This is a genomic window from Dolichospermum sp. UHCC 0260, assembly GCF_009711985.1.
In the GTDB taxonomy this organism is placed as follows: Bacteria; Cyanobacteriota; Cyanobacteriia; order Cyanobacteriales; family Nostocaceae; genus Dolichospermum; species Dolichospermum lemmermannii.
This window is the reverse complement of sequence record NZ_VIKZ01000004.1, coordinates 51611-78387: the sequence shown is the minus strand read 5'-3', so window position 1 is coordinate 78387 and position 26777 is coordinate 51611. Positions and strand designations below refer to the sequence as shown.

The following is a 26777-nucleotide window of genomic DNA, read 5'->3' as shown; positions in this document are numbered from 1 at the left end:
TAGTGCGGGCATCTTGCCCGCTAAATAAGTACCTCATAACACCGGGAAGTGCTGTATTAAGCTGCTTTGTTCTGGGAATACAAATATTGTTGAAACTCGATAAATACTTCGCTGATATTAGCAACGCTTCCTAATTGTGTCACAGCATCTCTAACAGTATGATATTTCAACTCTAACAGTTGTGGTAATTTAGCCCGATCTAATTCTTCTACTCCATCTTTAATATATTGATCTAGAACAAAGTCGAGAAACTCCTGCTGTTTACCAATATATCGAGAGAAAATTAAGGATTTATGGGCTAAAACTCGTTCTTTGCGGCTAATAGGTGTGGAATCATAAGCAATATAAGCTAATACATCATATAAATCACTTTTTTCAGCATTAATTAACCGACTAATTTCTGTTAATTGTTCTGAATCATAACCCTTTTCTGATAAACCTGCTAATAGGGCTTTACGAGTATCTGGACGACTCCAAATAGTTCTTAATTCGGCTTCATTTTTGAATAATTCGGGAATTTCCCCAAAAAGACGTTCTATAAATTCTTCCGCGCTCATGGGTTTACCGTCTGGACTCCAAAAGCTGGTAGATATCTGATGTTGAATAATCCGCTCTTTCCCATCAGCTAATTTAATTTTAATGGTTTTAGGAGTGGAAATTTCTATATCTTCTTTTGGATCTTGATCTGTTTTTCTGTCTTGATCAAATGGAGATAATTCCCGTTCTTTTCTGTGGGTAACTATCACAGGTTCTTGAGGTTCTCCGTCCCATTCAGGATCATTAAAATGCTCGTAAGCTTTGACAAAATCATAAATAGTAAAATAGTCTTTTCCATCATATAAACGCGTCCCCCGACCGATAATTTGTTTAAATTCAATCATGGAATTGATAGGACGCATTAAGACAATATTCCGCACATTGCGAGCATCAACCCCGGTAGAAAGTTTTTGAGAAGTTGTTAAAATAGTGGGAATATTTTTTTCATTATCTTGAAAAGTTTTCAGGTGTTGTTCTCCTAATTTCCCATCATTGGCTGTTACCCGTACACAGTAATTAGGATTATTACTAATCTTCATTTGATTGATTAGATCTCGCACTGCTAGGGCGTGATCTTGGTTAGCACAAAATACCAAAGTTTTTTGATTTTGGTTGATTTCTGTCATGAATAATTGCACCCGGTAGCGTTCCCGTTCCTGAATTTCAATAATGCGGTTAAAGTCGCTTTCAATGTAGGTTTTTTCTGCATCTATTGCACCTTCGATGACATCATCATCAAGGCTATAGGTATATTCATCTAGGGTGGTTTCGATTTGTCTGACTTTGAAGGGAGTTAAAAACCCGTCGTTAATGCCGTCTTTGAGGGCGTAGATATAAACTGGATCACCAAAATAAGCGTAGGTATCGGCGTTGTGTTCGCGTTTGGGGGTGGCTGTGAGTCCCAGTTGTACAGCGGGTGAGAAGTATTCTAATATGCCTCTCCAGGTGCTTTCGTCTTTTGCTCCTCCTCGATGGCATTCGTCAATAATGATAAAATCAAAGAAGTTGGGGGGATAGTCGTTAAATTTGGGAGTGGGATTACCTTCTTGATCTTTTCCGGTCATGAAGGTTTGGAAAATGGTAAAGAAGACGCTGCCATTTTTGGGGACTCGTTTTTTCTTGCGAATCTCTTCAGGGTCTATGCGGACTAGGGCATCATCAGGAAAGGCGGAAAAGGAATTGTAGGCTTGATTGGCTAAAATGTTGCGATCTGCTAAAAACAGGATTCGCGGGCGGTGTGTGGGTTTTTGACTGAGATTCCAGCGACTTTGAAACAGTTTCCATGCCAGTTGGAAGGCGATAAAGGTTTTACCTGTTCCTGTGGCCATTGTTAATAAAATTCGGTTTTGTCCTTGAGCTATCGCTTCTAAAACATATTTGATAGCATTATGTTGATAATATCGAGCCTCCCACGTACCGCTTTTGTCTTCAAAGGGGATAGCTGCAAATAAATCACGCCATGTATTTTCTTCCCTTCGACTCCCTTCGACTTCGCTCAGGGCAAGTCGCTCAGGGAACTCATTAAAGGTGGCTTCCCATAGCTCATGGGGGGTGGGATATTGATTTATATAACTTTCTTTCCCGGTGTGCATATCTACTTGGTAGATGCCAATACCATTGGTAGAGTAAGCAAAGCGAGTTTGTAATTTTTCGGCGTATTTTTTCGCCTGTCCTAAACCTTCGGTGTCGGGTAAGTCGCGTTTTTTTGCTTCAATAACGGCGAGTTTTTCCCCACGATAAACTAATACATAATCGGCGATGTCTGCTTTGGCTCGTTTACTATTGCCAATTAAACGACCAGGGGCGATGACTTCGCGGCGAATACGGCTATTTTCAATAACTCCCCAACCTGCGGCTGTGAGGGCAGGATCTATTAATTCGGCGCGGGTTTCGGCTTCGCTCAACCTAAAGGTTTCTGCTTCGTTCATAGTTTTTTGTCAGAATCAGGATTTCCAGGATTTGAGGATTTTCAGGATTGATTTCCTCGTTTTCTGTCGGAAATAAATACTATTTGATTATATCAATAAACAGCCAGGACATTTTTTGTCAGAATCAGGATTTCCAGGATTTGAGGATTTTCAGGATTGATTTCCTCGTTTTCTGTCAGAAATAAATACTATTTGATTATATCAATAAACATCCTGTAAATATTTTGTCTGAATCAGGATTTCCAGGATTAGAGGATTTTCAGGATTGATTTCCTCGTTTTCTGTCAGAAATAAATACTATTTGATTATATCAATAAACATCCTGGACATTTTTTGTCAGAATCAGGATATCCAGGATTTGAGGATTTTCAGGATTGATTTACTCGTTTTCTGTCGGTAATAAATACTATTTGATTATATCAATAAACATCCTGTACATCCTTAAATCCTGAGCATCCTGATTCAGACAAAATATTTTTATCATCTTTTCTATTTTTCCCCTTTATCTGCGGTGAGTTCTCCTGTAAATGCTTTTTGTAGGATGGATTGTTTTAGTTCTTTTAATGCGGCGATTTTTTGGCGGTAGATGTTTTCGAGGCGTTGGGTTTCGGCTGATAGTTCGTCCAATTTGGTGACTATTTCTTGTTGTGCATATAATGGAGCGATAGGAATAAAAACGTTATTTAATTTTGTTAAAGTAAGCCTTGTTATTGCTGCACCATCAATATATCCTAGAAAATTTTTCCTACCTAAGTTGCTATTAGCATAATGTACAAGATATGTATTTAAAATCTGTGAAGAAGTTTTAAATACTGCAACACTTGATAATAAGGAAAATTCTTCTTCAAAATTATTAATTGCCGCAATACCTGCTGTTGCACCATCTTTTATATATAAAACATCACCTTTTTTTACAGGACATCTTGAATAAATTTTTTGATGGTCTTCCTCTGATATAAAAGTGATTTTAGTCAAATCTATATAATAAGGTTTAATGTTTTTGGCTGTTATATACATATACTTGCCATCTTCACTATTTTTTGGGGAAAAATGTGTTCCATCTTTTACTTGACATACATCCCCTAACTTCTTCTCTTCCCACCCGTCGCCTTTTTGGGTAAAGATTGAATTTAGATAACTTTCAAATAATTCGCGGGCATTAGAGAGGTTTTTTTCCGTGTTACGAATCGCTCTATCAATCCCCTCAAATGCTTCATCTGCGATCGCTACAATCCTCTTTTGTTCTGGAAGTGGGGGAATAGGAATCGCTATTGAGTTTAGCGATTTTTGATTAAGTTTTGGTTGAGCCATACCGCTTACATACGACTCAAGGGATATAGAGTTTAAATAATATTCAATGAAACTTTGTGTGATTTTTTCTTTAAATCGGAGTACATGAGCGTGGTTATTTACCCACGTTTTCCCTGTAATTGAGAATGCTATTGGATAGGTTCTTGCCAAAAGATTTGCACCATCTTCAGACACTAAAAGTAAATCTTCATTAAAGATATAATCGGCAACGTAATCAACAATACCCGAAGCACCATAATAGGGAATATTGCCAGATTTTCTTGAAGATTTTGTGATAGGTATTCTTTTACTATCTAGGTTTTCACAAAGTTCATCTAAATATTTTATATTCCAACCCACTGGCAACTGTCCACTATCAACCATCAATTCCATCTCTCCACTACTCATTATTACTACCCTCCTGCCATAATCTTAACCGTTTAGCAATCTCTTCAGGACTAGGCAACTGCTCACGATAAGCATCAGGCAACTGCGGTACAATTGTATATGTCGCCACCCCAATCGGACGGGATGCCGTTCGCAAAGCATATTCCACCACCGTTTTATTTTTATAACGACAAATAATCATTCCTATCGGCGGATTTTCACCCTCCATCTTTTCTTGACAATCCAAAGCCTCCAGATAAAATTCCATTTTGCCCTTATGTTCCGGCTTAAAATCACCTATTTTCAACTCAATTGCCACCAAACAGCGTAACCGACGATGAAATAATAGTAGATCAATAAAGTATTCCTGACCACCCACCTCCAGCCGATATTGATTACCAATAAACGCAAACGCACCCCCCAACTCAGACAGAAACCCCCGTAAATTCTGCACCAAAGACCGCTCTAAATCCCGTTCTGAATGTTGTTCCGCCAAATCCAGAAAATCAAAAGTATAGTTATCTTTAACCGCCAGTACCGCCTGTGCCTTGATATCATCGGTTACAGTGGCATCAAAATTAGTTTGATTCAGTAAATATTTCTCATAACTCTTATTATCTACTTGATGCTGAAGTACCGCCTTTGTCCAGCCATAACGAGCCGTAGCCCGGAGATAAAATTCCCGCTCCAAATCATCTTTACAACGACTAAAAATAATCAGATTTTTCGTCCAACTAATTTCTCTAACCAATGGTTGGAGATTTGGCTTATCCACATATTCACCGTAAAACTGGCGCATAAACCATAAATTTGCCGCCGAAAACCCATTCCGTCCTGGAAACTCACCTTGTAAATCTCGCGCTAGAGTTTCCACCACAGATTTACCCCAGCCCAGGGTTTCCTGCTTGTGATGAATTAACTCGCCAATTTCCCAATATAGCCGCACTAATTCCCGATTTACACTGCGTAAAGCTGCCAATTGGCGATCGCGGATTCGCTGTTTAATCTCATAGCAGAAATTAGCATAATCCTGAGAACTTATCTCACTCACAACATCCCCCAATCAGAGCAAATATATTTCTAATCTTGTTCATAAGCAGCAATAAAATCATCCCGTGAAATACCAGATTGAGTACAGATACTTCTGAGAGTAGAACCTTTAATAAGTTTATGATTTGGTAAAGTTAAAGGAGTATTTGTGCCATCAGAATTTTGTCTAATCATAGAAATATGCTCTTTTTCTCGTACTATTAAAAATCCAAAACTTTCAAGCACCTTAGAGGTTGTTTGAAAAGTATTATATCAAACCCGTAATCTCCAAAAACCTAACCCCCCTACCCCCCTTCCCTGCAAGGGAATGGGGGTTTTAAAGCCTCTCCCCTTGCAGGGGAGAGGTTTGGAGAGGGGTCAGTCTATACATTCAAAACTTTTCAAACATCCTCTTAATCATTTTTGCTTTAGGAGCATCAACCGGAAACTTTGTCATTATACCGTTGCCTCTGCCACAAAAGCCTCTAGTATTGAAGATTCAGATTCAAGCACCGATTCTCCAAAAGTTTCAATATGAAATAAAATAGCCGAACGCACATCATTTAAAGCCTCTTCATAAGTATCACCCTCACCCACTACAACCCCCTGAATACCTAAAGGATAAGCAACATAACCATCAGGGTGTTTTTCGACAATGATTTTGATATTTTTCATAGTACCTTAGAACAAAAAAAAGACACCAAAAATAAGCCTAACACAGTCCATCAACTGTTAACTGTCAACTGTAAAATACTTGCCAAAATCTCCGCACTTTCCCCATCTAAAATCGCAATTTCATCCAAAATTTCCTGGGGTTCTCGTAAAGCTGCTTCCTCCCCCTTATGCGGATTCTTCACCGACAGATCAAAACTCTCCTGATCAATATCCGTAACATCCACCAACCAAGACTTTTCCGACTCCAAAAAAGTAGATTGTAACTCCACAAACTCCCGTAAATCATCATCATTCAGGGAATTAGTTTTCCCCATATTCCGCCCCGGATCTAATTGATAATACCAAATTTTCCGAGTCGCCATTTGTTCATTTATAGACTTCCCTTGATTAAAAATCGGTGTCATCTGAATCGAGTCTAAAGGCTTTCCCTGAGCGGAGTCGAAGGGAACTTTATCAAAGAATAAAACAACAGTTTTCACCCCCGCCCCGATAAAAGTCCCCCCAGGACAATCTAAAATAGAATGTAAATTACAACTACTCAAAAGCTCTTGACGCAAAGCCCGCGAAGCATTATCAGAATTAGAAAGAAAGGTATTTTTAATAACTACCGCCGCCCTACCGCCAACCTTCAACATTTTGATAAAATGCTGCAAAAATAAAAACGCTGTTTCTCCAGTTTTAATATTAAAATTATTCTGTACTTCCTTCCGTTCCTTCCCTCCAAATGGCGGATTTGCTAAAATCACATCAAAACGATCTTTATCTTGAACATCACTAAGATTTTCCGTCAAAGTATTAGTATGAATAATATTCGGCGCATCAATGCCATGTAAAATCAAATTCATGATCGCAATGACATAAGCCAAACTCTTCTTTTCCTTACCCGTAAAAGTATTTTTCTGGAGTATTTCCAGTTGTTTAGTTGTCAGATTACCCTTGGGTTGAGCGAAGCCGAAACCCTGTCTTAAATAGTCGTAACTTTCACATAAAAAACCCGCAGAACCACAAGCACCATCATAAATTTTTTCCCCAATTTTCGGCTTAACAACCTGAATAATTGCCCGAATTAAAGGACGTGGTGTATAATATTCCCCACCATTACGCCCCGCATTGCCCATATTCTTGATTTTCGCTTCATAGAGATGGGATAACTCATGTTTTTCCTGTTGGGATCTAAATCTTAATTCATCAATATATTCCAAAGCATCCCGCAAACTATAACCACTTTGAAACCTATTTTTAATCTCGCTAAAAATCTCGCCAATCTTATATTCTATCGTATCTGGACTAGTAGCTCGTTCCTTAAAACCCTGTAAATATGGAAATAACTTGCGGTTGACATAATCAATCAAATCATCACCAGTCAGCGCATGATTTTGATCTAATTTCCCATTTTGATCTTTAGGTGCAGCCCAAACAGACCAACGATGGGTTTCATCAATGATAAACTGATAGGAATCCCCCGCTAATTTGGCTTTGTCTTCTCTGTCCTGCTCCAAATCATCCAAATACTTCAAAAACAGTAGCCATGAAGTTTGCTCAGTGTAATCTAATTCTGTAGTACAACCTGCCTCTTTCCAGAGAACATCATCAATATTCTTAAAAGTTTGTTCAAACATTTAGCTTTATTCTAGAATTTCTATTATTAATAACTTGACTAAAATTCTACACCTAAGAGGTAAAATAAAAATCTTAACCTTTGCGCCTTTGCTCCTTTGTACCTCTGCGCGTTCGCGCAGCGTGCCGTAGGCATAACATAATTTATACTGCCATAAACTATTGTATAGTTAATTTATAATCAACGAGTTGCCTTTAAAAACTCTTGTAGTGCGGGCATCTTGCCCGCTATATATGTACCTCATAACACCGGGAAGTGCTGTAAAGTCTAAAATCGGGATGACTGGATTCGAACCAGCGGCCCCTTCGTCCCGAACGAAGTGCGCTACCAAGCTGCGCCACATCCCGCCACAAAAATGGCATTATAAAAAGATATTACCACAATCAGCAGAAAATAACAAACTTTCTCTTTTCCACAAAGGTCTTTGCTTGCTACCATAAGATTTGTATAACTAAAATGGTAAAAGTAGACTGTGACTGTAAAACCAGACTGGTTGCGAGTAAAAGCGCCTCAATGGGAGCGTGTTGGTAACGTTAAAGAAATTTTGCGGGATTTAGCCCTGAATACCGTTTGCGAAGAGGCTTCCTGTCCCAATATTGGGGAATGCTTCAACGCGGGTACTGCCACATTTTTGATTATGGGTCCAGCTTGCACCAGGGCTTGTCCTTACTGTGATATTGATTTTGAAAAGAAACCCCAAGCATTAGATCCCACCGAACCGACACGACTAGCGGAAGCAGTGCGGCGAATGCAGCTTAATCACGTCGTGATTACTTCCGTTAACCGAGATGATTTACCTGATGGTGGTGCATCTCAATTTGTCCACTGTATTAATGCTATTCATGAAGTTTCGCCTCATACAACAATAGAAGTATTAATTCCCGACTTATGCGGTAATTGGCAAGCTTTAGAAATCATTCTCCAAGCTAAACCAGAAGTAATTAACCACAACACAGAAACCATTTCTCGCTTATACCGCCGTGTGCGTCCCCAAGGAAATTATGAGCGGACAATGGAATTATTACAGCGCTCGCGCCAAATTTCTCCCAGCACTTACACCAAATCTGGTATTATGGTCGGCTTGGGTGAAACAGATGCAGAAATTTGCCAAGTCATGGAAGACCTACGAAGAGTAGATTGTGATATTTTGACAATTGGGCAATATCTCCAACCCAGTCAAAAACACTTACAAGTATCTGATTTTATCACACCTGAGCAATTTGCCGCCTGGCAAACTTTTGGGGAAGAACTAGGATTTTTACAAGTTGTTTCTTCACCCTTGACAAGAAGCTCCTATCATGCAGAACAAGTCAGAGAATTAATGAAACGTTATCCCAGATAGTCAGTTGTTCGTTGTCAGTGGTCAGTGGTCAGTTGTTCTACCCCAATCACCAATCACCAATCACCAATTACCAATTACCAATGACCAATCACCAATTACCAAATTCAAAATCTGTCGTTATTCTTGGTGCGGGGGCTTGGGGTGCAGCCTTGGCTAAATTAGCAGCTATTAATGATTATCAGGTGCATTTATGGTCACGTTCTGACTCGCAACCTCTAGAAAAAGTATTAGAAAATAAAAATGCTCAAATAGTCTTGTCGGCTATTTCTATGAAAGGGGTCAGAGATGTGGCCTCTATGGTGCAATCTTGCCCCCTGTCTCCACAGACAATCTTTGTGACTGCAACTAAGGGACTAGAACCACACACTACATACACACCTTCGCAAATTTGGCAAGCAGCTTTTCCTAATTCTCCTGTTGTGGTCTTATCGGGTCCGAATTTATCCCAGGAAATTGCCCAGGAATTACCAGCAGCAACGGTAGTAGCGAGTAAAAATACCAAAGCTGCCCAAACAGTCCAATTGGTATTTTCTTCTAGTCGCTTTCGTGTCTATACTAACCCTGACCCTGTGGGCGTAGAATTAGGAGGAACACTGAAAAATGTGATAGCGATCGCCGCTGGTGTATGTGATGGGTTACACTTAGGCACAAATGCCAAAGCTGCCCTAGTCACCCGTGGGTTAACCGAAATGGTACGAATCGGTAATACTTTAGGTGCGAAAACGGAAACATTTTATGGTTTATCTGGTCTAGGGGACTTATTAGCAACCTGCAACAGCCCTTTAAGCCGTAATTATCAAGTTGGTTATCAATTAGCCAATGGACAAACGCTGCCTGGAGTTCTGGCAAATCTTCCAGGTACAGCCGAAGGTGTGAACACTTGTCGGGTATTAATGGAAATTGCCCAACAACGAGGTATTGCTATTCCCATTACTGAACAAGTTTATCAACTACTTGAAGGAGCAGTTACACCCAGACAAGCGTTAGATAAACTGATGATCCGAGATATCAAACCTGAATTTGATAATTTTCCCACAGAACAAATCTGGTAAATAAGGGAGAAATGCTGACAGGATAAGGTGTCCAATTAAAATTAAATGACTACCGCAAAATCCCTAGAAAAAATTTGTCAAATTGTCAGGAAATTACTTTTTGAGTGATGTAAATATGACTATGTAGTTTATAAACATCATCATAATTAGAAGTGAGTTTATAATCAGTTAAAAAAATAACCGTTAATATTCCTAAGCATGGTATTATTGACCAGTTAAATCATAATTGAAAATCTGGCTAAAGATTTCCATAGCTATTTGTTTAATCACACGGATACTAGCAACAAACGACTCATTAAAAGAATGCAGAATTTAGAATTTAGAATTACGTTTTGCAACGGGGATTTTACCCCGACGCAAAACCCGCTGCTTGTAGAAGCAGGGGACTTTAACCCCCAAAGGTAAGTTAAAAATGTATTATTTCAAACTAGTAAACTGTGACGAAAATAACTATCCAGTTAAAACAGTCCAAAAGTTGATAAATTAAGTTTTCTCCTCTCCTCCGCGCTTGGACTAGTACAGTACAGCGTAAGTAAGATAACCATTAAAAATCCCTAAAAAGCTTATACAATCTGCTTTTTAATTTTTAATTGTTAATTTTTAATTCCGCCCTGCGGTACTAGTACAAAGTTTTGCAAAGAATTGTACATCGAAACCCAAACCGTGTTATTTGATGACGAGTTACGGAATAGCAACAGTTGATTAGATAACCGTAATTTTAGCTAACCATAATCTATTGTTACCTGGAGTAATTTGAGACATCATGCCAGCAACATCCTTTTATAAAAATGCCGCCCACGACGGGCAAAATCCTAGTCCACCTTTGGATATTGAAATCAATAATGATGATGATTTGCCAGATTTAGACATGGCTGCGATTGAATCTGATTTAGCTTTAGCCGCGCAAAGTACCAGACGCAGTACCGACTTAGTGCGTCTCTATCTGCAAGAAATTGGCCGAGTCCGGTTATTGGGACGAGATGAGGAAGTTGCTGAAGCCCAAAAAGTACAGCGATACTTACGAATGCGATTAATGCTTAGTGCTGCTGCTGCTGAAGGAGATGCTGTAATTATCCCCTATTCGCGGTTAATGGAGGTACAGGAGCGGTTGAAAGCAGAATTAGGACACCGCCCTTCTTTAGAACGGTGGGCGACTACTGCGGGCATAAGTTTACCTGATCTTAAACCTACCCTAGCCAATGGCAAAAGACGCTGGGCCGAAATTGCTAATTTAACAGTAGAAGAACTAGAACAAGTTCAAACTCAAGGACTGCAAGCCAAATCCCACATGATTAAGGCGAATTTGCGTTTAGTGGTATCTGTCGCTAAAAAGTATCAAAATCGGGGTTTGGAATTGTTGGATTTGGTTCAAGAAGGGACTTTAGGTTTAGAACGAGCCGTGGAGAAATTTGACCCCACCAAGGGCTATCGTTTTAGTACCTATGCTTACTGGTGGATTCGTCAAGGTATTACCAGGGCGATCGCTACTTCTAGCCGGACTATTCGTCTGCCTGTTCATATTACCGAAAAGCTCAACAAAATTAAAAAGGCGCAACGGAAAATTGCCCAAGAAAAAGGTCGTACCCCGACTTTAGAAGACCTGGGAATTGAGTTAGATATGACACCTGCCCAAGTCCGGGAAGTATTATTGAGAGTTCCTCGTTCTGTGTCTTTAGAAACCAAGGTAGGGAAGGATAAAGATACTGAATTAGGAGAATTGTTAGAGACTGATACGATTACTCCAGAGGAGATGTTAATGCGGGAATCTTTACATAAAGATTTGCATAGTCTTCTAGATGATTTAACTGGTCGGGAACGTGATGTGATTTTAATGCGCTTTGGCTTATCCGATGGTCATGCTTACTCTTTAGCAGAAATTGGCCGCGCCCTTGATTTATCACGGGAAAGAGTCAGACAAATTGAATCCAAGGCTTTGCAAAAACTCCGCCAACCCAAACGCCGTAACCTAGTCCGCGACTATCTAGAGTCATTAAGTTAGGAGGCAGAAGGCAGAAGGCAGGAGGCAGGAGGCAATAGAAAGATATTTTCTACTGACAACTGACAACTGACAATCAGCAAATATTCTCAATAGGCAATGATTGTTGCAAATCAACCCCAACATTTGTTATATTCTCAATTAATGAGCTTTGTTGAGAAAATTTAGTATGACTGTCTACACAACTGGTTCACTCAAGGCGGAATTAAACGACCGTGGCTGGCGTTTAACTCCACAACGCGAAACAATTCTGCATATTTTTCAAGAACTCCCCCAAGGTGAGCATTTAAGCGCAGAGGATCTATATCATCGCTTAGAAGCTGACAGTGAAGGAATTAGTTTATCAACTATTTATCGCACTTTAAAGTTGATGGCGAGAATGGGGATTTTGCGGGAGTTGGAATTAGGTGAAGGGCATAAACATTATGAAATTAATCAGCCTTATCCCCATCACCATCATCACTTAATTTGTGTCCGCTGTAATTCGACTATTGAGTTTAAAAATGACTCAATTTTAAAGATTGGCGGAAAAACAGCCCAAAAAGAAGGTTTCCATTTATTAGATTGTCAAATGACAATTCATGCTGTATGTCCTAAGTGCCAAAGGGCATTAATGCCTATTTAGATAACTAGGAACTTGGTATTATAGGGTTCCTTTTAGGAACTACGGTCAGAAACGGTAAGTTCTACCGAGATTGCCTGTGGAGCGGAAAAACCTCTTAGAAGCCATTCTAAGACCGTGATGAAGCAGGAAGTAAACACTAAGGTTATCGCTGTCCAGATGTGTCTAGACTTTGGTAATTTTGGGTAAGTTTTATAGAACGGATAGACATCTGCAATTTTGGAAGATGAATCAAGTAGTGCGGGAATCTAACTGCATTGAGAAAGCGGGATTAAAAACTTCCGCTTTTAACATCTTTAAGGCTGATACCATAAAATTCTTGAGCGCGACTAATTGCTTTTTTGGTATCAGATGCCATCATGCCGTTGATTTGACCTTTATAGAAACCTTTTTCATGTAGTCGTCTTTGAATTTCTAAAGTGGTAAAATCACTCTTGGCAGAATTTTTAACTAAACTATATAACTTAGAACGGGTGGTTTGTCCAGCCATACCACTAGCTTCTAGTTTGTGCTGTTTTTGAAAGCGATTTACAGCATCAACTGTGTTAGAACCATAGTAACCATTGGGCTGATTTTTTAAGAATCCGGCTATGATTAATTGTTCTTGGAGAATTCTGACGGCTTCACCGCGATCGCCTAAACTAAGTGTATCTTGATTATCTGATTTTTGGGAAGTAGTTATGTCATTTTCATCAGTCACCGCTGGTAATTTCGCTAATGTGGATTTACCAACAATGCCATCAACTGTGAGGTTATAAGCTTTTTGGAATCGTTTGACAGATTCTTGAGTAATTGGACCAAAAATCCCTGTGGAATTGCCATAATAGAAACCAGCGATTTTCAAGCGTTCTTGTAAAACTTTGACATCGGCACCTTCATCACCTTTAACAAAGAAATTGGGGTTTTTGCGTTTGTTGCTTACAGAAATGATATTATGTGGCGTAGTGAGGGTTGTAGGGGCTGTACTGATAAATTGTTTGTTGCTTTTTTCAACCTGAGATGTCGAATTTTGTTCTAGATTTTTCACAACATCACCGTTATTTTCGGTTTCAACGTGAGATGTCGAATTTTGTGCTAGATTTTTGACAGAATTGCTGTTATTTTCGGTTTCGAGTGCGAAAACACTACTAACACTATTAAGAATAGATAAAGTAAGAACCAGAGGAATCATGTATTTCCACGCATTGCTGGAAAAGAGTTGCCAATTTGGTGCTGCTGCTTTTTTGAATAAAGAACTGAGAGATATTAACTCAGTGGTTTCTATGTCTTCATTGGCAAAGGCTAAATGTAAATACGCAAGGTTTTCCATGTTCGTTTCCTAAATTAAATTATTTTTCTTCGATAGTTGCTTCTGCCTGATGGACTAAATTGCGGAGATATTCTAAAGTTTGTATACTTACATCTTGCCATAACCCGCGCTGATTTGCTTCTAGTAGTCTTTCTGCAATATCGCGTAATGCCCAAGGATTTTTATCTTGGATAAATTCACAAACGGCAGCATCTTCTAAATATGCTTCAACAACACCTTGATACATATAATCTTCAACACATTGGGCGGTAGCATCGTAAGCGAAGAGAAAATCTACGGTTGCAGCCATTTCAAATGCACCTTTATAACCATGACGCATAACTCCAGCTATCCATTTAGGATTAACCACGCGAGAACGATAAACCCTGGCAATTTCTGAACTAAGTTGACGGACTTTGGGCTGGGATGTGTTGGAATTATCACCAAAATAAGTTTCAGGATTTTTACCTTGAAGAGAACGCACCGCTGCGGTTAAACCACCCTGAAATTGATAATAATCGTCGGAATCGAGTAAATCATGTTCTCGATTGTCTTGATTATGCAGGACAATTTGCATTTGCTTCAAGCGTTGTTCAAAAGCTTCCACATTATTGCTCCCTGTTTCCTGACTAGAGGAGTAGGCGTAAGCACTCCAATTTGTGTAAGCTTGGGCTAAGTCCTGATCATTTTCCCAGTTTTGGGAGGCCATTAGTCCTTGGAGTCCTGCACCATAAGCCCCTGGTTTTGAACCAAAAACGCGATATTGCGATCGCTCGGCTGCTACTTCTAAAGATAAACCTTCTTGAGTCCATTGTTCAGTTTCTTTGCGAACTGTATCTGCTAGAGGATTTTGATCTGCTGGTTCATCTAAAGCCGAAACCGCTTTCACAGCTTGATCAAATAAGGTGATTAAATTAGGAAAAGCATCCCGGAAAAAGCCAGAAATTCTCAGGGTGACATCCACACGGGGACGACCGACAATGGATAAAGGTAAAATTTCAAAATCTACTACTCGTCGCGCTGCACCATCCCAAACGGGTTGCACACCAAGTAAAGCTAAAGCTTCGGCTATATCATCACCACCAGTCCGCATGGTAGCTGTCCCCCACAGGGATAAACCCAGGGTTTTGGGATATTCTCCATGTTCTTGGGTGTAGGTTTCAATCAGGGTTTCAGCGGCTTTTCTGCCAATATCCCAGGCGGTTTCTGTGGGTATGGCACGAATATCAACAGCGTAAAAGTTTTTACCTGTGGGCAGGACTTCGGGGCGGCCGCGGGTGGGTGCGCCGGAAGCACCGCTCTTGACGTATTTGCCATCAAGTCCCCGTAATAGGTTGGTGGTTTCTTCGCTGGTTTTTCGCAGGGCTGGGAGGAGTTTGTCGCTTATCCAATTTTGGGTTTCTGTTCCCTCGATTATTTGTTCTACTAAGTGGGCTGCTTCTATTTCTAGGAGTTCGATGACATCGCCGATGATATGACAGGATTTAAGTTTCGCGCAAAGGCGCAAAGGAGCAAAGTGGGTTATCGGTGGGGTGAAGGGGGTTGAGAGGTTGTCTGTGAGGGGGTCTATGTCTATTTGCCATTGTTTGGCGATCGCTCTGGTAATGCCGATATAATGGCGGTTGGGGATGCGGGCGATCGCTACTATTAAGTCTCGCAGTTGTGTTCCTTGGGGACATTGGCCGAATATGTGTAAGCCGTCACGGATTTGGGCTTCTTTGAGTTCGCACAAGTAACCGTCTAGGGAGTTTAAGATTAAGGTTTCAAAGTTGGTGATGTCTTTGGGGTTGGTAATTCCTAAGTCTTTATATAGGTTTTCTTTGATGACTAATTCTTGAATACGATCTCGTATTGTTGGTAAACGGGAAGGATCTAAACTTTCGGCTTCGTAATATTCATCAATTAGGTTTTCTACCTGTTGCAATGGTCCATATAATTGGGCGCGGGTCATTGGTGGGGTTAAATGATCAATTATTACGGCTTGGGCGCGTCTTTTTGCCTGTGAACCTTCTCCAGGATCATTAACAATAAATGGATATAAATGGGGCATTGGTCCCAAGGCAATTTCTGGATAACAAGTATTAGATAAAGCGACACTTTTTCCTGGTAGCCATTCTAAGTTGCCATGTTTGCCAACATGAACTATGGCATCAGCATGAAAAGATTCTCGTACCCAATAATAAAAGGCTAAATAATTATGTGTTGGTTCTAAATCTGGCGCATGATAATTTAAACTAGGATCAAGATCGTAACCTCTTGATGGTTGAATGCCGACGAAAACGTTCCCAAATTTAATTCCAGAAATGGGAAATGGTGATTGGTGATTGGTGATTGGTGATTGGGAACAATATTCTCCCCAACGTTCGATAATTTGTTTTTGAATGTTTATAGGTAGGGTAGAAAAATAGTTTTTATATTCTGTTGCTGACAAACTTTGGTTGATTGGTTTCCAATCTTTTCCTTCTGGATCATTAGTAACGCTAGATGTGAGAATCTCAATTAATTCGTCTCCAGTTTCGGGAATACTTCGACTTCGCTCAGTACAAGTATTTCCCAGTTCATAACCAGCTAATTTTAAAGCTTTGAGAATTTCTACACAACTGGCAGGAGTGTCCAATCCTACGCCGTTGGCGAGGCGGCCGTTGGTGTTGGGGTAATTTGCTAAAATTAGAGCTATACGGCGTTCTTGGGGTGGTTTTACCCGCAATCGTACCCAGTTTGCAGCCAGTTGGGCGACAAATTCAATGCGATCGCTCACAGGTTCATAAACTACGACATCGGTTTCTAGTTTATGATTCCGAGTTTGCAAAGTTTTGAAAGACACAGCCCGGCTAATAATTCTCCCGTCTACTTCTGGTAATGCCACATTTATCGCCATATCACGGGGTGTTAAACCTTGTGATTGTGATTCCCATTGTTCAACGGAACTAGCGGAAAGAATTACTTGTAAAACAGGAACATTTAATTTTTCCCAAATTTCAGTTTGTGGTGTTTCTGTTTCTAAACTTGCTAGGGAAAAGCTGGTAGTATTCATCAACAAGCTAACATGATTATTATTTTCTTCTGCAAACAATTCACATAACTTATCGCTGACACCAGGTTCACGTAATGAAGAAACAAAAACAGGTACAGGTTGTAAATTTTTTTCTACCAAAGCATTACATAAAGCATCAATAACCTTGGTATTTCCTGCTAAATAATGAGCGCGATAAAACAAAATCCCAACTTTAGGCTGATTCTTTCTTTCTTCTTCTTTCTTCTCCTGACTCCTCTCATACAATCCCACGCGGGGAACAGATTGGGGTGCTGGTGGATTAAATGCTGTTGATAGGACTGTATCAGTGATAAATTGCAACGCGTTGAGGAAATTTTCTATGCCACCTTCTTGAAAGTATTGCCAAATTTTCTGAACAATTTTTTCCGAAAGCGTAGATTTTGATATTAAATCAAGATCCAGTCCATCATCTCCTGGCATCACAATCAAAGTTGTGCCATGACGTTGTACAATTTCCTGTACCACCTCCAAACCATAAGCCCAGTAAGAACTTCCACCTATGAGACGAAGCACAATTATTTGGGCAGATTCTAAAACTTGCTCACCATAAGCATCTATACTTATTTCTTGCTGTAGTTGTAATAAGTTGGCTACTCGGAGTTCAGGAAATTCTCTAGGTAATTTGGGAACTACAGCCGCTAGGGTTTGAATATCAGTATCGGCTGCTGTAATCAACACGAAAGGGGCAGGAGTTTGTGCGAGGAAAAATAAACCTTCCGACTGATTTAATCCGCCTGGTGTGGCGCTGATTCTGTGCATAGTTGGTAATTAATAATGGAAATTTTGAGTTTAAAACTTGGGCTTTTTTACGTTATTTTTAAATAAGGCAATAAATAAATTCATCAGTAAATATTAGTTTAACATTGATAACAGCTTGCAAATTTATCTGATAAATTTAAAACCATACTCAGTAATTTATAGTAATCCCTGATGGTCAAAAAAGCCGATATCAGCACTAAAAAATTAATCAGCCTCAGTCCCGAAAATTGGGTAAAATGGGTGACACAAATCCCCGACATTACCACCGGAGAAATTCTTAATTCCGAATTTCAATGGATAAGCAGAGAAAGTGATGTATTAGTCAAAGCCACCAGTCCCCAGTACGGCGAATTCCTTGTTCTCAATGAGTTACAATTACGGTATAAGCCAGAAATGCCCAAAAGAATGCGGGCTTATGCGGCATTAGCAGAGGAAAAATATGATCTTCCCACATACCCTGTATTAATTAACATTCTCAAAGAAAGTGAAACAGAAATTCCTAAACGCTATGAATCAGAGTTTGCTGGCTTACAAGCGCGACAAGACTATCGAGTGATCAATCTTTGGGAAGTTGATGTAAAAATAGCTTTGAGTCAACCTATTCCCTCGCTGCTTCCCTTTGTACCAATTCTCAAAGGTGGTGGAGAAGAATCAACAGTTAGACAAGCATTGCAAATGCTTCGTGCTGATGAAAAATTAAGCCAGTTGGAAACAGTTATGGCTTTTTTTGCTACCTTTGTACTAGATAGCGCCTTAGTTCAACAAATCATGAGGTGGGATATGGCAATATTACAAGAGTCTCCTTGGTATCAACAGATTTTCAGAGAAGGTGAAAAACGGGGTGAAAGACAAGCTATACTGTCATCTATTGAACTAAGTTTAGAGATAAAATTTAGTCAAGAAGGTTTACAATTTATGCCCAAAATATCACAGGTTGCTGATTTAGAACGGTTAAAAAACATCCAAAGGAGCATTTTAACTGTCAATAGTCTTGATGAATTGCGGGAATTTATGCAAAGAAATTAAACTTCTGCTTTCACATTAGTATTCCCCCTTTGGTTGGGGGAATAATTTATATAGATATTAATTTAATGAACAAGCATCTCGGACATATAAAGCTCAAAAGCAAATTGACTTAATAAAGTCCTCAAGTTCATAAAAATCTATAGAATCTAAATCTTTTGGATAAATCATTAACGTCAGTTTTCTGGTAATAAATTCTGATACTTTTAACCGAGACATTCCCTGACATCTGAGATATCGTGAATGTCCAGTACAACATCACCAACTGAGTTGGTAAAGGTGGTATCCCACATTGCCTTGAGGAAAATCCCCACGGCTCCATTAAAATCTCGCGGTATTTCATAACCGCAGCTAGGGCAAATAAAGTTCTGAGAACTACCAAGTTTTCTATGAACGTGACCGCATTTAGTACAGGTCTTCGACGTATATTCTTCAGTTATTCTCACTAATTTGGAACCGTAACGGTTACACAAATGCCCAAGAGTTTGAGAGAACTGATAAAATGCCCAAGTCATCATTGCTCTAGCCGTTTTGTTTCTCAGTTTCCGTTTCTTTTTGACAACCATTTGGGAAGTCTCAAAGGTAGGAAGTACAATCACATCATAGTTTTTGGCTAGATATGAACCGACTTGTTTATGGCACTCAGAGCGAAGATTTTTAATCCTAGTTCTGAGTCTTTCCATCGCCAGTCTAAGTTTGTATCTAAGACGTTTGAATTTGTGTCCAACGCTTAGATCATGTTTTGATTTAAGCTTATCAAGGTGTGAGCAAAGTTTAGCTATTTTGTTGAAATCTCCATTCCCAAACTCTAAGAAGTCGCTGCCATCAAAACCAGTCATAAAAGTTCTGATGCCGGGGTCAAGTGAAATTATTTTATTTGTAACACTTGCGGTCTGCTGCAATTCTACAGGGAAGTGAGCAAACCAGCGACCCTTGTTGTAGGTGAGTTCTGAAGACCCGTCAGTTAAAACACAAAAATCTTGTCCTCTAAATTCAGGACGCGGTAGATGTTTAGTTGTTGATACCATCCATCTACCATTTTTATATGCTGACGGGTCAAATTGAATGGTTAGTTTTTGGTCACGGATACTTCGGAACTTAGCAATCCTTAGTCCTGCTTGATGATGCGGTTTTTTGTCTTTACCTTTATTAATTGTTTTGGGGTTTTTGGCTGTTTCTGACCAGGCTTTATATGCTGCCATTGAAGCGTTGTCTAGTATTTTAGAAACATTCAAATCTAAACACCATTGAGGGATTAAACCGGAGGCTTTAAGCATGGTTCTAAACCCCATTTTTCCACCTTTTTTACCAACCTTACTAAAGCCTTGATTTTCGTTTAAGTAGGCAATGGAAATGTTGTAAACCTTGCGAACGGCAGCCACCCATTTTTTCCAAATAAACTCAAGTTCCTTTACTGGATACACTCGGTAACTCACTGTCTTCAGCGACTTGTTTTTTGTACTTTCTGAGTCCGTACAATCGGCAACTGAAGACATGGATAATGGCAAGAATATCTTCAACCATTTCGCGTTCTGGACTGAGGTTCGCTTGGTTGAGAACCAATACTTGAGTTTGCTGCCTAGCACAGAGCCATGAGATAAGATCGAATCCAAAGCGACAAAGCCGATCTTTGTGGGCAATGACAATAAGTTTGCAAGTGTTGCCGAGAACTCTGTCCAGTAAGGTTTGAAGACCTTTCCGCTTGAAGTTGAGTCCACTACCGATGTCGGTAATGATTTCTGCGTCAGGGTAACGAGACTGGAGAAACTGAACTTGTTGCTCAAGGTCGTTTTTCTGACTGCGGCTTGAAACTCTGGCATATAAAAGGGTGGCTCGCTCGTCTGGCGGATTGCCATGTCGAACAGGGATAATTGAATCGAGGTTGTATCGTCTTTGACCACCTTGGGTAAAGATGCCTTCGATTTTCCCGTCTTCAAGCCACCTTTCAAGCGTTTTGGTGCTGACTCCCAATCTGGTAGCAGCGACTCTTGGAGGTACATAATTTACTGTCATCTGATAGAACTAAGTTTGTTGCTTGTCCTATCATACCACGAATGTCCGGCTATGTCTAGTATGTCATGGTAAATTACGTCCTATCTCTAACTCTCTGATGATTTTTTCTTCTTTTTCAACATCTCTGGGACTAGCAATGAGAACTCGATAAACTTTAGCTTCTACTGGCATATACAAGAGAGGATGAGATTATTATATAAATAATACACAAAATAGGTATTTACAATGAAATAAAATTTAAATAGTAGGTTTAGAGCTTATGTTCATGTACGACAATACAATTGACATACCACTATGCCAGCATATTTGTACTTTGGTGAAGACTAATTCTTTCTGAGTCGCGCCATTAAAAGAATGCGATCGCACAGTCTAGATCAACAATGGGTAAACTTTAACTATACAGAATACCCCCATAACCTAAAGAAGCCATTGAACAAGAAAGTCAGGTCACAGATGCTATAATTGGATTATTCTGTGAAGAATTAGGAATTAAACCGCCGTTTTAATGGAGGATTTTATGCAAGTTAAAATTGAGTTGCCTGATGAGTTGGGAAAACAACTTTTGGAAATGCCTGATATGCAGCTATTAGTACAGAAAGCTGTGGAAAAAATATTATTAGAAGAGCAAAGCAGACGAGCCACCCATGATTTATTAGTTGAACAGAGAGAATTGTTACACCAAACTAGCAATGATGAAATTTTGCCAATTACGCGATCGCTAGTTGGTATATTGAAAGGTTATCATGTTGATGTAGCAGACTATAAAAAACATTTAGAGGAGAAGTATCTTTGAAAATTGTATTTGATACCAATATTGTTCTTGATATTTTGCTAGAGCGTGAGCCTTTCGTTAGCTTCTCTATTAATTTATTTAATGCTGTTGAGCAGCAAATTATTCAAGGTTATCTTTGTGCGACAACGATAACTACGATTGATTATTTGTTAACTAAATCAATAGGAAAGCAGTCAGCCAAGGTTTCTATTAATCAATTGCTTAATTTATTTGCGATATCGGAGGTTAATGATGTGATATTGAAAGCGGCGATAAATTCAGATTTTCCTGATTTTGAGGATGCTGTTTTATATCATTCAGGCATTTATGCGGGTGTTGATGGTTTTGTAACTCGAAATAGCAAGGATTTTAAAACTGCTAGTTTGCCTATTTATAGTCCAACTGAATTACTCAGCATTATTCAAGAAATAAAGCATTACTGACAGTATTTTATTACAACTTTTAGACAATATCAAACATGACTAATTTACCAAAAGGATTAATCGTTTCCTGTCAAGCGCCTGTAAACTCCCCATTACATGATCCTTATGTAATTTCCGCAATGGCACAAGCAGCAGTGAATAATGGGGCTGTAGCAGTGAGAATTGACACACCTATTCATATCGAAGCGGTGCGGAAAAAAGTCCAAGTTCCCATTATCGGACTTTGGAAACAAATAATCACAGGTTCTGATGTTTATATTACACCACAGTTTCATCATGCTGTGGCCGTAGCTGAAGCAGGTGCTGATATTATTGCCATAGATGCTACTACTAGAAATCGTCCTGGTGATGAAAAGTTAGCAGATATTATTAATTTGATTCATCAGCAATTAAATCAGCCAGTTATGGCAGATGTAGATACCTATGAAGCTGCACAATTAGCTGTGAATGCAGGTGCAGATCTTGTGGGAACTACTCTATTTGGCTATACTGCCCAAACTAAAAATTTCTCTCCTCCTGGTTGGGAATTACTCACCCAAATCATCGAAAATCTTGATACTTTTGTGATTTGTGAAGGAGGTGTTTCTTCACCAGAAATGGCGAGAAAAGCCTTAGATTTGGGGGCTAATGCTGTGGTTGTGGGTGGGGCAATTACCGGAATTGATTTGTTAGTTAAAGCTTATATTTCTACATTAGAAAATTAAACTTACAGCACTTCCCGGTGTTATGAGGTACATATCTAGCGGGCAAGATGCCCGCACTACAAGAGTTTCATGATTCAACTTTGTACCTCATAAGAGCGGAAACTGCTGTATCTGTAAGAGTTTAGCAATGTTCATTGGTGTCAATTTAAGCTCAAATCTTTACCATATCTCGTTCCTAGACTCTGACTAGGAATGCAGTTGATGAGGCTCTGTCTCTAATCTTATTGAAGGCAGAGCCTTCTAGCCCACATTCCCAGCCAGAGACTGGGAACGAGATAACCCTCATTTCTCCGTGACCTCTGTGCCTCTGTGGTTCGTTATTCCCTGGCGTGTCTGATTTCATCTCTATTTCATCTAAGGTTGGCATCCTTAGAGATGAACAGTATTTGGTTATTAATGATGGTTACTTGCTCCCCAGAACTAACCCTGAAAACTAGCTTACCAGCATCACCGCTATTTGCCACGGTGACAGAAGCATTAGGTAAAGTTCCCATTGTCCGATTAAATCGAATTCACCCAAGTTGTGAAGATCATCATTTATATCTCAAACTAGAATCTTGTAATCCTGGTGGGAGTATTAAGGAAAAAAATGCGGCTTATCTGGTGAATGAAGCCGAAAAACAAGGTTTATTGCGCTCAGGTGGGACAATTGTTGAATCTAGTTCTGGTAACTTTGGGATTGGGTTAGCAATTGTAGGCGCAACTAAGGGATACAGGGTGATGATTGTGATTGATGCCAAAACCCCTGTAACAATGCGAAGAATGCTTACTGCTTATGGTGCAGAATTGGTAGAAGTGCCTTTGAGTGAGGCTGATAGTCAGGGTTCAATGCAGGTAGCAAGAATGGCAAAAGCCCAGGAATTAGCTGCAAATATTGCTGGTGCTTGGTATCCCTGTCAACATAAAAATCCTAGTAATACTGATGCCCATGCAATTTGGACAGCGCGGGAAATTGAAGCTGCTTTTGGCGGTGCGCCGGATGCTATAGTGATTGGAGTCAGTACAGCCGGACAGTTAGGCGGTATCAGTCGCTATTTTAAACGGTATTATCCCCAAACAAGAATTATCGGTGTAGATGTGGCAGGATCGGCAATTTTTGGGACTCCCAGACACCCCTATAAGATGACTGGACTGGGTTTATCTTTCGTTCCCCCCAATTTTGACCCGCAAATGTTAGACGCGGCTTATAGCGTGGATGATGGTTTGGCGTTTTCTGTTTGTCATGGTTTGGCTAAACAGGAAGGTATGCTTTTAGGTGCTTCCACTGGTGCAATTGTGGCTGCTGCTTTAGCAGATGCCCGAAGATTTACTAAACCCCAAACTATGTTACTACTTAATCCTGACCGGGGCGATAGGTATTTAGAAACAGTTTACAATGCCGATTGGTTAACAGCACAAAATATCAACATCCTTCAACATTCCCATCTCACCGCAGCAATTACTAATCTTCTACCTGTACCATTGGATATTGTCGGTAGGAGTCAAGAGTGATCAAGATAATTTTCTCACGCAAAGGCGCAAAGGCGCAAAGGGTAAGAGTTTAAAAGTTAGATTTTTGCGCTTTTTGCACACATAGCTTCGTGATGATATGAAATTACAAGAATCTCAATCTAAATCAGTTAGTTTAGGGACGTTATGGCGGGAATTTTTGCCTTTATCCCTCAGTGATGTAACTATGGCCTGTGGTGATCCGATGATGACTACTACATTGGCTCATCTTCCTGATGCTCAAATTAACTTAGCGGCTGTAGGTATTGCTAAATCTTTGGCGATATTTTTTGAAAGTCCAATTATTATGATTTTGCACGCTGCTAATGCTTTAGCGGGTTCTCAAGATTCACGCAAGGCATTGTGGCGATTTACATTATTGGTAGGTGGAGGATTAACTTTTTTATTAAGTTTGTTGGGACTACCGATCATATTTAATTTTGTCGGTGTGAGTCTGTTGGGCATACCCTCGGCAATGTTAGCTACAGTTAGTCAAGTATTATTACTAATGGGCGGTTGGCCATTTGCGATCGCTTGGCGGCGTTATTTTCAAGGACTATTAATTTATCATGGTCAGTCCGGTGCTGTGGCTAAAGCTAGTATTTGCAGGTTATTGACTTTAGCCGTAATCCTCACATTCGGGTTTTTCTACCAAATATCTGGGGGCGTAATTGCTGGCTTAGGGCTTATGGGCGGGGTGATAGTCGAGGCTATCGTTGTGACAATTTTTGCCCGTCGCAGTGGGGCAATTTTACCACCACAAATAGAACAACCTAATTTACCCCGCAATTTAGCACAGGTATGGAAATTCTATCTCCCCCTAGCTAATTCGATGATGGTGGTTTGGGGCGGAAGGGCGATATTAATTAGCATTCTTGCCCGCGCTGAAGATTCGACAATTGCTATTGCTGCTTGGTCTGCGGCTTGGGGACTGGTTCTAGTAATTGCCAATTCTACCCGGATGGTACAGCAAATGGTGATTAAATATCGCCATCAAGTGAGCGATAAGCAATTACTGACTTTTGCTATGAGTGTGGGTGCTGCTTGTTCCAGCCTACTATTATTAATGAGTGTAACACCTATCGGCGATCGCATCGTTCAAAGTTTTATCGGTAATGATCTTACCTTAGCTAAAAGTATTAAACCAGTTCTGTTGATTTGTGCAATTGTGCCATTATTTGTGGCTTTACAAAATGCAATTCAAGGTTTTTTAGTCAGTGAAAATCGGACAGGTCATGTGAATCTATCTACATGGTTGGGAACAGGAACTTTATTAATAATTTCCACTTTTGCTATTAACAAAGGTATGAATGGCGCAATGGCCGCTGCTATTGCCATGATTACATCTATGTTAGTTGAAATTAGCTGTTTACTTTGGAAAAGAGTGGCAAAATTACAGTAAATGTACTGCCATTATTTACATCACTTTGTACTTCTAATTTGCCTTTGTGAGTTTGGACAATTGCTAAAGCGATCGCTAAACCTAATCCAGATCCTCCTGTATGACGAGAACGATCTGCATTAACTCGATAAAAGCGATTAAAAATGTGGGGAATATCTGAAGTAGGAATACCAATACCTGTATCTTTGATAGTAATTAAACCTTGATGATCATTAGTTGTCAGATTAATTTTTACTTCCCCAGATTCAGGAGTGTATTTAATAGCATTACTAACTAAATTCAACAACATTCGATAAATTTGACCTTCATTACCTTGAATATAGAAATAAGATTCAATCGGAATATTACTAGATAATAAAACTTGGGCATTCATGGCTACTGGCATTAATTCTTCTTCCACATCTGCCACTAAATCATTTAAACAAATTTCCTGCCATTTTGCTTCTTGTAAACCACTTTCTACCCTAGACAATAATAACAAATCCTGGGTTAAAGTTACTAATCTTTTGATTTGTCTCTCCAAAGCTTTTTGAGCTTCTTGATTAATTGAATTTGTTTCGACAATTGTTTGTAAAGATGTAATCGGAGTTCTTAATTCATGGGCTGCGTCAGCCGTAAATTTTTGTAATTGTTGATAGGATTTTTCAATTGGTCGCATAGCTAAACCTGCTAACCACCAACCAGCACCACCAATTAAGATCATAGAAAAGGGAACACCCAATCCTAATAACCAATGTAGACTATTCATATAGTCATTTAATCGTTGTATAGATCGCCCTACTTGTAAGTATCCCCACAATTGATTCCCTTTGATTTTTAAGGGCATTAAATGTAAATGATATAGTTCACCATTGCGATTTTGAATATCGTAAGAATGATGAATTTGTAGATTAGGAGGAAACTCATCGGGATTATTACCAATAGCTGCAATTACTTCTCCTGATAGTGTTAAAAACCGGAGATAATATCCTTCTGATAATAAACCCAGTAACTCTGATTCTGATTTAATTGGTAAACAAGATTTTTGTTTAAAACAAATTCCTGGCAAAGATTTCTGAGTTGTAATAGATAATTCTCCAGGAACTTTTAACTCTGTCTTTAATTTATCCTCAAATACCTTGCCAAAAACTTCTAACTCTCGATCAACAGTGCGAGTAAAAGCTTGAATCATCACAATATGAGCAACATAACCACATATTAATAAAGTTGCACCCATCACACCAGCATAGGTAAAGGCTAATTTTAACCGAGAATTATTAAAGATTGAATTATTATTCATCTAATTTGATATTTTGTAAATATAAGATCCCCGACTTCTTTTTTTATCTTGTTAATAAATTATCAATTAATGTCA

At 39.4% G+C, this 26777-nt stretch carries 21 protein-coding genes and 1 tRNA gene; 10 read left to right on the top strand and 12 right to left on the bottom strand.

Annotation, left to right across the window (positions count from 1 at the left end):
* Window positions 1-56: 56 nt before the first annotated feature.
* The 7 genes from hsdR to FJR08_RS02965 form a co-directional block, all read right to left on the bottom strand.
* Window positions 57-2441 (bottom strand): EcoAI/FtnUII family type I restriction enzme subunit R, encoded by a 2385-nt coding sequence (hsdR, locus tag FJR08_RS02995; RefSeq protein WP_148766749.1) that lies wholly within the window; start codon window positions 2439-2441, stop codon window positions 57-59.
* 513 nt (window positions 2442-2954) lie between these two features.
* Complete coding sequence (locus FJR08_RS02990) at window positions 2955-4163, bottom strand: restriction endonuclease subunit S (protein WP_254435671.1); 1209 nt, start codon at window positions 4161-4163, stop codon at window positions 2955-2957.
* Window positions 4156-5193, bottom strand: coding sequence for a PDDEXK nuclease domain-containing protein (locus tag FJR08_RS02985; RefSeq protein WP_323294486.1), 1038 nt, complete (start codon window positions 5191-5193; stop codon window positions 4156-4158). The genes FJR08_RS02990 and FJR08_RS02985 overlap by 8 nt, the downstream gene beginning before the upstream one ends.
* Before the next feature lie 29 nt (window positions 5194-5222).
* A complete protein-coding gene (locus tag FJR08_RS02980; protein WP_168632103.1) occupies window positions 5223-5417 on the bottom strand; it encodes a type II toxin-antitoxin system HicA family toxin in 195 nt (64 codons plus the stop codon).
* 210 nt (window positions 5418-5627) lie between these two features.
* Window positions 5628-5846 carry a type II toxin-antitoxin system HicB family antitoxin gene (locus tag FJR08_RS02975; protein ID WP_039204653.1) on the bottom strand — a complete coding sequence of 73 codons (219 nt, stop codon included), beginning with the start codon at window positions 5844-5846 and terminating at the stop codon, window positions 5628-5630.
* A 50-nt stretch (window positions 5847-5896) separates the two neighbouring features.
* A complete protein-coding gene (locus FJR08_RS02970; RefSeq protein WP_168632102.1) occupies window positions 5897-7465 on the bottom strand; it encodes an N-6 DNA methylase in 1569 nt (522 codons plus the stop codon).
* Window positions 7466-7737: 272 nt separating this feature from the next.
* Window positions 7738-7811: transfer RNA gene (locus FJR08_RS02965), tRNA-Pro, on the bottom strand.
* 125 nt (window positions 7812-7936) lie between these two features.
* On the opposite strand from FJR08_RS02965, the gene lipA reads away from it, so the two are divergent.
* The 4 genes from lipA to FJR08_RS02945 all read left to right on the top strand — a co-directional run bounded on the left by lipA (window position 7937) and on the right by FJR08_RS02945 (window position 12479).
* A complete protein-coding gene (gene lipA, locus FJR08_RS02960) occupies window positions 7937-8806 on the top strand; it encodes a lipoyl synthase (RefSeq protein ID WP_168632101.1) in 870 nt (289 codons plus the stop codon).
* Between the two features lie 80 nt (window positions 8807-8886).
* Complete coding sequence (locus tag FJR08_RS02955) at window positions 8887-9858, top strand: NAD(P)H-dependent glycerol-3-phosphate dehydrogenase (RefSeq protein ID WP_015080258.1); 972 nt, start codon at window positions 8887-8889, stop codon at window positions 9856-9858.
* Window positions 9859-10621: 763 nt separating this feature from the next.
* Window positions 10622-11857, top strand: coding sequence for an RNA polymerase sigma factor SigC (gene sigC, locus FJR08_RS02950; RefSeq protein ID WP_168632100.1), 1236 nt, complete (start codon window positions 10622-10624; stop codon window positions 11855-11857).
* A 166-nt stretch (window positions 11858-12023) separates the two neighbouring features.
* Entirely contained in the window at window positions 12024-12479 is a 456-nt protein-coding gene (locus tag FJR08_RS02945) for a Fur family transcriptional regulator (protein ID WP_148760299.1), read from the top strand.
* 268 nt (window positions 12480-12747) lie between these two features.
* Here FJR08_RS02945 and FJR08_RS02940 read toward each other — a convergent pair whose 3' ends face one another.
* Both FJR08_RS02940 and cobN read right to left on the bottom strand, forming a co-directional pair.
* Window positions 12748-13785, bottom strand: coding sequence for a peptidoglycan-binding protein (locus FJR08_RS02940; protein WP_168632099.1), 1038 nt, complete (start codon window positions 13783-13785; stop codon window positions 12748-12750).
* Window positions 13786-13804: 19 nt separating this feature from the next.
* A complete protein-coding gene (gene cobN, locus FJR08_RS02935; protein WP_168632098.1) occupies window positions 13805-17578 on the bottom strand; it encodes a cobaltochelatase subunit CobN in 3774 nt (1257 codons plus the stop codon).
* Between the two features lie 171 nt (window positions 17579-17749).
* Here cobN and FJR08_RS02930 point away from each other — a divergent pair, with 171 nt between their 5' ends.
* A complete protein-coding gene (locus FJR08_RS02930; RefSeq protein ID WP_168632097.1) occupies window positions 17750-18604 on the top strand; it encodes an Rpn family recombination-promoting nuclease/putative transposase in 855 nt (284 codons plus the stop codon).
* A 203-nt stretch (window positions 18605-18807) separates the two neighbouring features.
* Here FJR08_RS02930 and FJR08_RS02925 read toward each other — a convergent pair whose 3' ends face one another.
* Window positions 18808-20025: an RNA-guided endonuclease TnpB family protein gene (locus FJR08_RS02925; RefSeq protein WP_168632096.1), complete on the bottom strand. Its 1218-nt coding sequence runs from the start codon at window positions 20023-20025 to the stop codon at window positions 18808-18810.
* Window positions 20003-20614 (bottom strand): IS607 family transposase, encoded by a 612-nt coding sequence (locus FJR08_RS02920; RefSeq protein WP_168632095.1) that lies wholly within the window; start codon window positions 20612-20614, stop codon window positions 20003-20005. Before FJR08_RS02920 ends, FJR08_RS02925 begins: the two co-directional genes overlap by 23 nt.
* A gap of 517 nt (window positions 20615-21131) precedes the next feature.
* Here FJR08_RS02920 and FJR08_RS02910 point away from each other — a divergent pair.
* From FJR08_RS02910 to FJR08_RS02890, 5 genes are all read left to right on the top strand, one after another.
* The gene (locus tag FJR08_RS02910) at window positions 21132-21407 is read left to right on the top strand and encodes a hypothetical protein (RefSeq protein WP_168632094.1); all 276 of its coding nucleotides are present in this window, start codon (window positions 21132-21134) and stop codon (window positions 21405-21407) included.
* Window positions 21404-21829: a PIN domain-containing protein gene (locus tag FJR08_RS02905; RefSeq protein ID WP_168632093.1), complete on the top strand. Its 426-nt coding sequence runs from the start codon at window positions 21404-21406 to the stop codon at window positions 21827-21829. The genes FJR08_RS02910 and FJR08_RS02905 overlap by 4 nt, the downstream gene beginning before the upstream one ends.
* Window positions 21830-21864: 35 nt before the next feature.
* Complete coding sequence (locus FJR08_RS02900; protein ID WP_015080251.1) at window positions 21865-22533, top strand: N-acetylmannosamine-6-phosphate 2-epimerase; 669 nt, start codon at window positions 21865-21867, stop codon at window positions 22531-22533.
* 375 nt (window positions 22534-22908) lie between these two features.
* Window positions 22909-24024, top strand: coding sequence for a cysteine synthase family protein (locus tag FJR08_RS02895; RefSeq protein WP_015080250.1), 1116 nt, complete (start codon window positions 22909-22911; stop codon window positions 24022-24024).
* A gap of 97 nt (window positions 24025-24121) precedes the next feature.
* Window positions 24122-25423 (top strand): hypothetical protein, encoded by a 1302-nt coding sequence (locus FJR08_RS02890; protein ID WP_168632092.1) that lies wholly within the window; start codon window positions 24122-24124, stop codon window positions 25421-25423.
* Here the strand turns inward: FJR08_RS02890 and rppB are convergent.
* Window positions 25383-26702 carry a two-component system sensor histidine kinase RppB gene (gene rppB, locus FJR08_RS02885; RefSeq protein ID WP_168632091.1) on the bottom strand — a complete coding sequence of 440 codons (1320 nt, stop codon included), beginning with the start codon at window positions 26700-26702 and terminating at the stop codon, window positions 25383-25385. The genes FJR08_RS02890 and rppB overlap by 41 nt on opposite strands.
* Window positions 26703-26777: the final 75 nt, after the last annotated feature.

Coding starts and splice junctions, on each gene's coding strand:
- FJR08_RS02945 (WP_148760299.1), top strand. CDS start 12,024: ATGACTGTCTACACAACTGGTTCACTCAAGGCGGAATTAAACGACCGT.
- FJR08_RS02890 (WP_168632092.1), top strand. CDS start 24,122: ATGAAATTACAAGAATCTCAATCTAAATCAGTTAGTTTAGGGACGTTA.
- FJR08_RS02930 (WP_168632097.1), top strand. CDS start 17,750: ATGGTCAAAAAAGCCGATATCAGCACTAAAAAATTAATCAGCCTCAGT.
- FJR08_RS02940 (WP_168632099.1), bottom strand. CDS start 13,785: ATGGAAAACCTTGCGTATTTACATTTAGCCTTTGCCAATGAAGACATA.
- sigC (WP_168632100.1), top strand. CDS start 10,622: ATGCCAGCAACATCCTTTTATAAAAATGCCGCCCACGACGGGCAAAAT.
- FJR08_RS02955 (WP_015080258.1), top strand. CDS start 8,887: ATGACCAATCACCAATTACCAAATTCAAAATCTGTCGTTATTCTTGGT.
- FJR08_RS02900 (WP_015080251.1), top strand. CDS start 21,865: ATGACTAATTTACCAAAAGGATTAATCGTTTCCTGTCAAGCGCCTGTA.
- FJR08_RS02920 (WP_168632095.1), bottom strand. CDS start 20,614: ATGACAGTAAATTATGTACCTCCAAGAGTCGCTGCTACCAGATTGGGA.
- FJR08_RS02970 (WP_168632102.1), bottom strand. CDS start 7,465: ATGTTTGAACAAACTTTTAAGAATATTGATGATGTTCTCTGGAAAGAG.
- FJR08_RS02895 (WP_015080250.1), top strand. CDS start 22,909: ATGAACAGTATTTGGTTATTAATGATGGTTACTTGCTCCCCAGAACTA.
- cobN (WP_168632098.1), bottom strand. CDS start 17,578: ATGCACAGAATCAGCGCCACACCAGGCGGATTAAATCAGTCGGAAGGT.
- FJR08_RS02910 (WP_168632094.1), top strand. CDS start 21,132: ATGCAAGTTAAAATTGAGTTGCCTGATGAGTTGGGAAAACAACTTTTG.
- rppB (WP_168632091.1), bottom strand. CDS start 26,702: ATGAATAATAATTCAATCTTTAATAATTCTCGGTTAAAATTAGCCTTT.
- FJR08_RS02990 (WP_254435671.1), bottom strand. CDS start 4,163: ATGAGTAGTGGAGAGATGGAATTGATGGTTGATAGTGGACAGTTGCCA.
- FJR08_RS02975 (WP_039204653.1), bottom strand. CDS start 5,846: ATGAAAAATATCAAAATCATTGTCGAAAAACACCCTGATGGTTATGTT.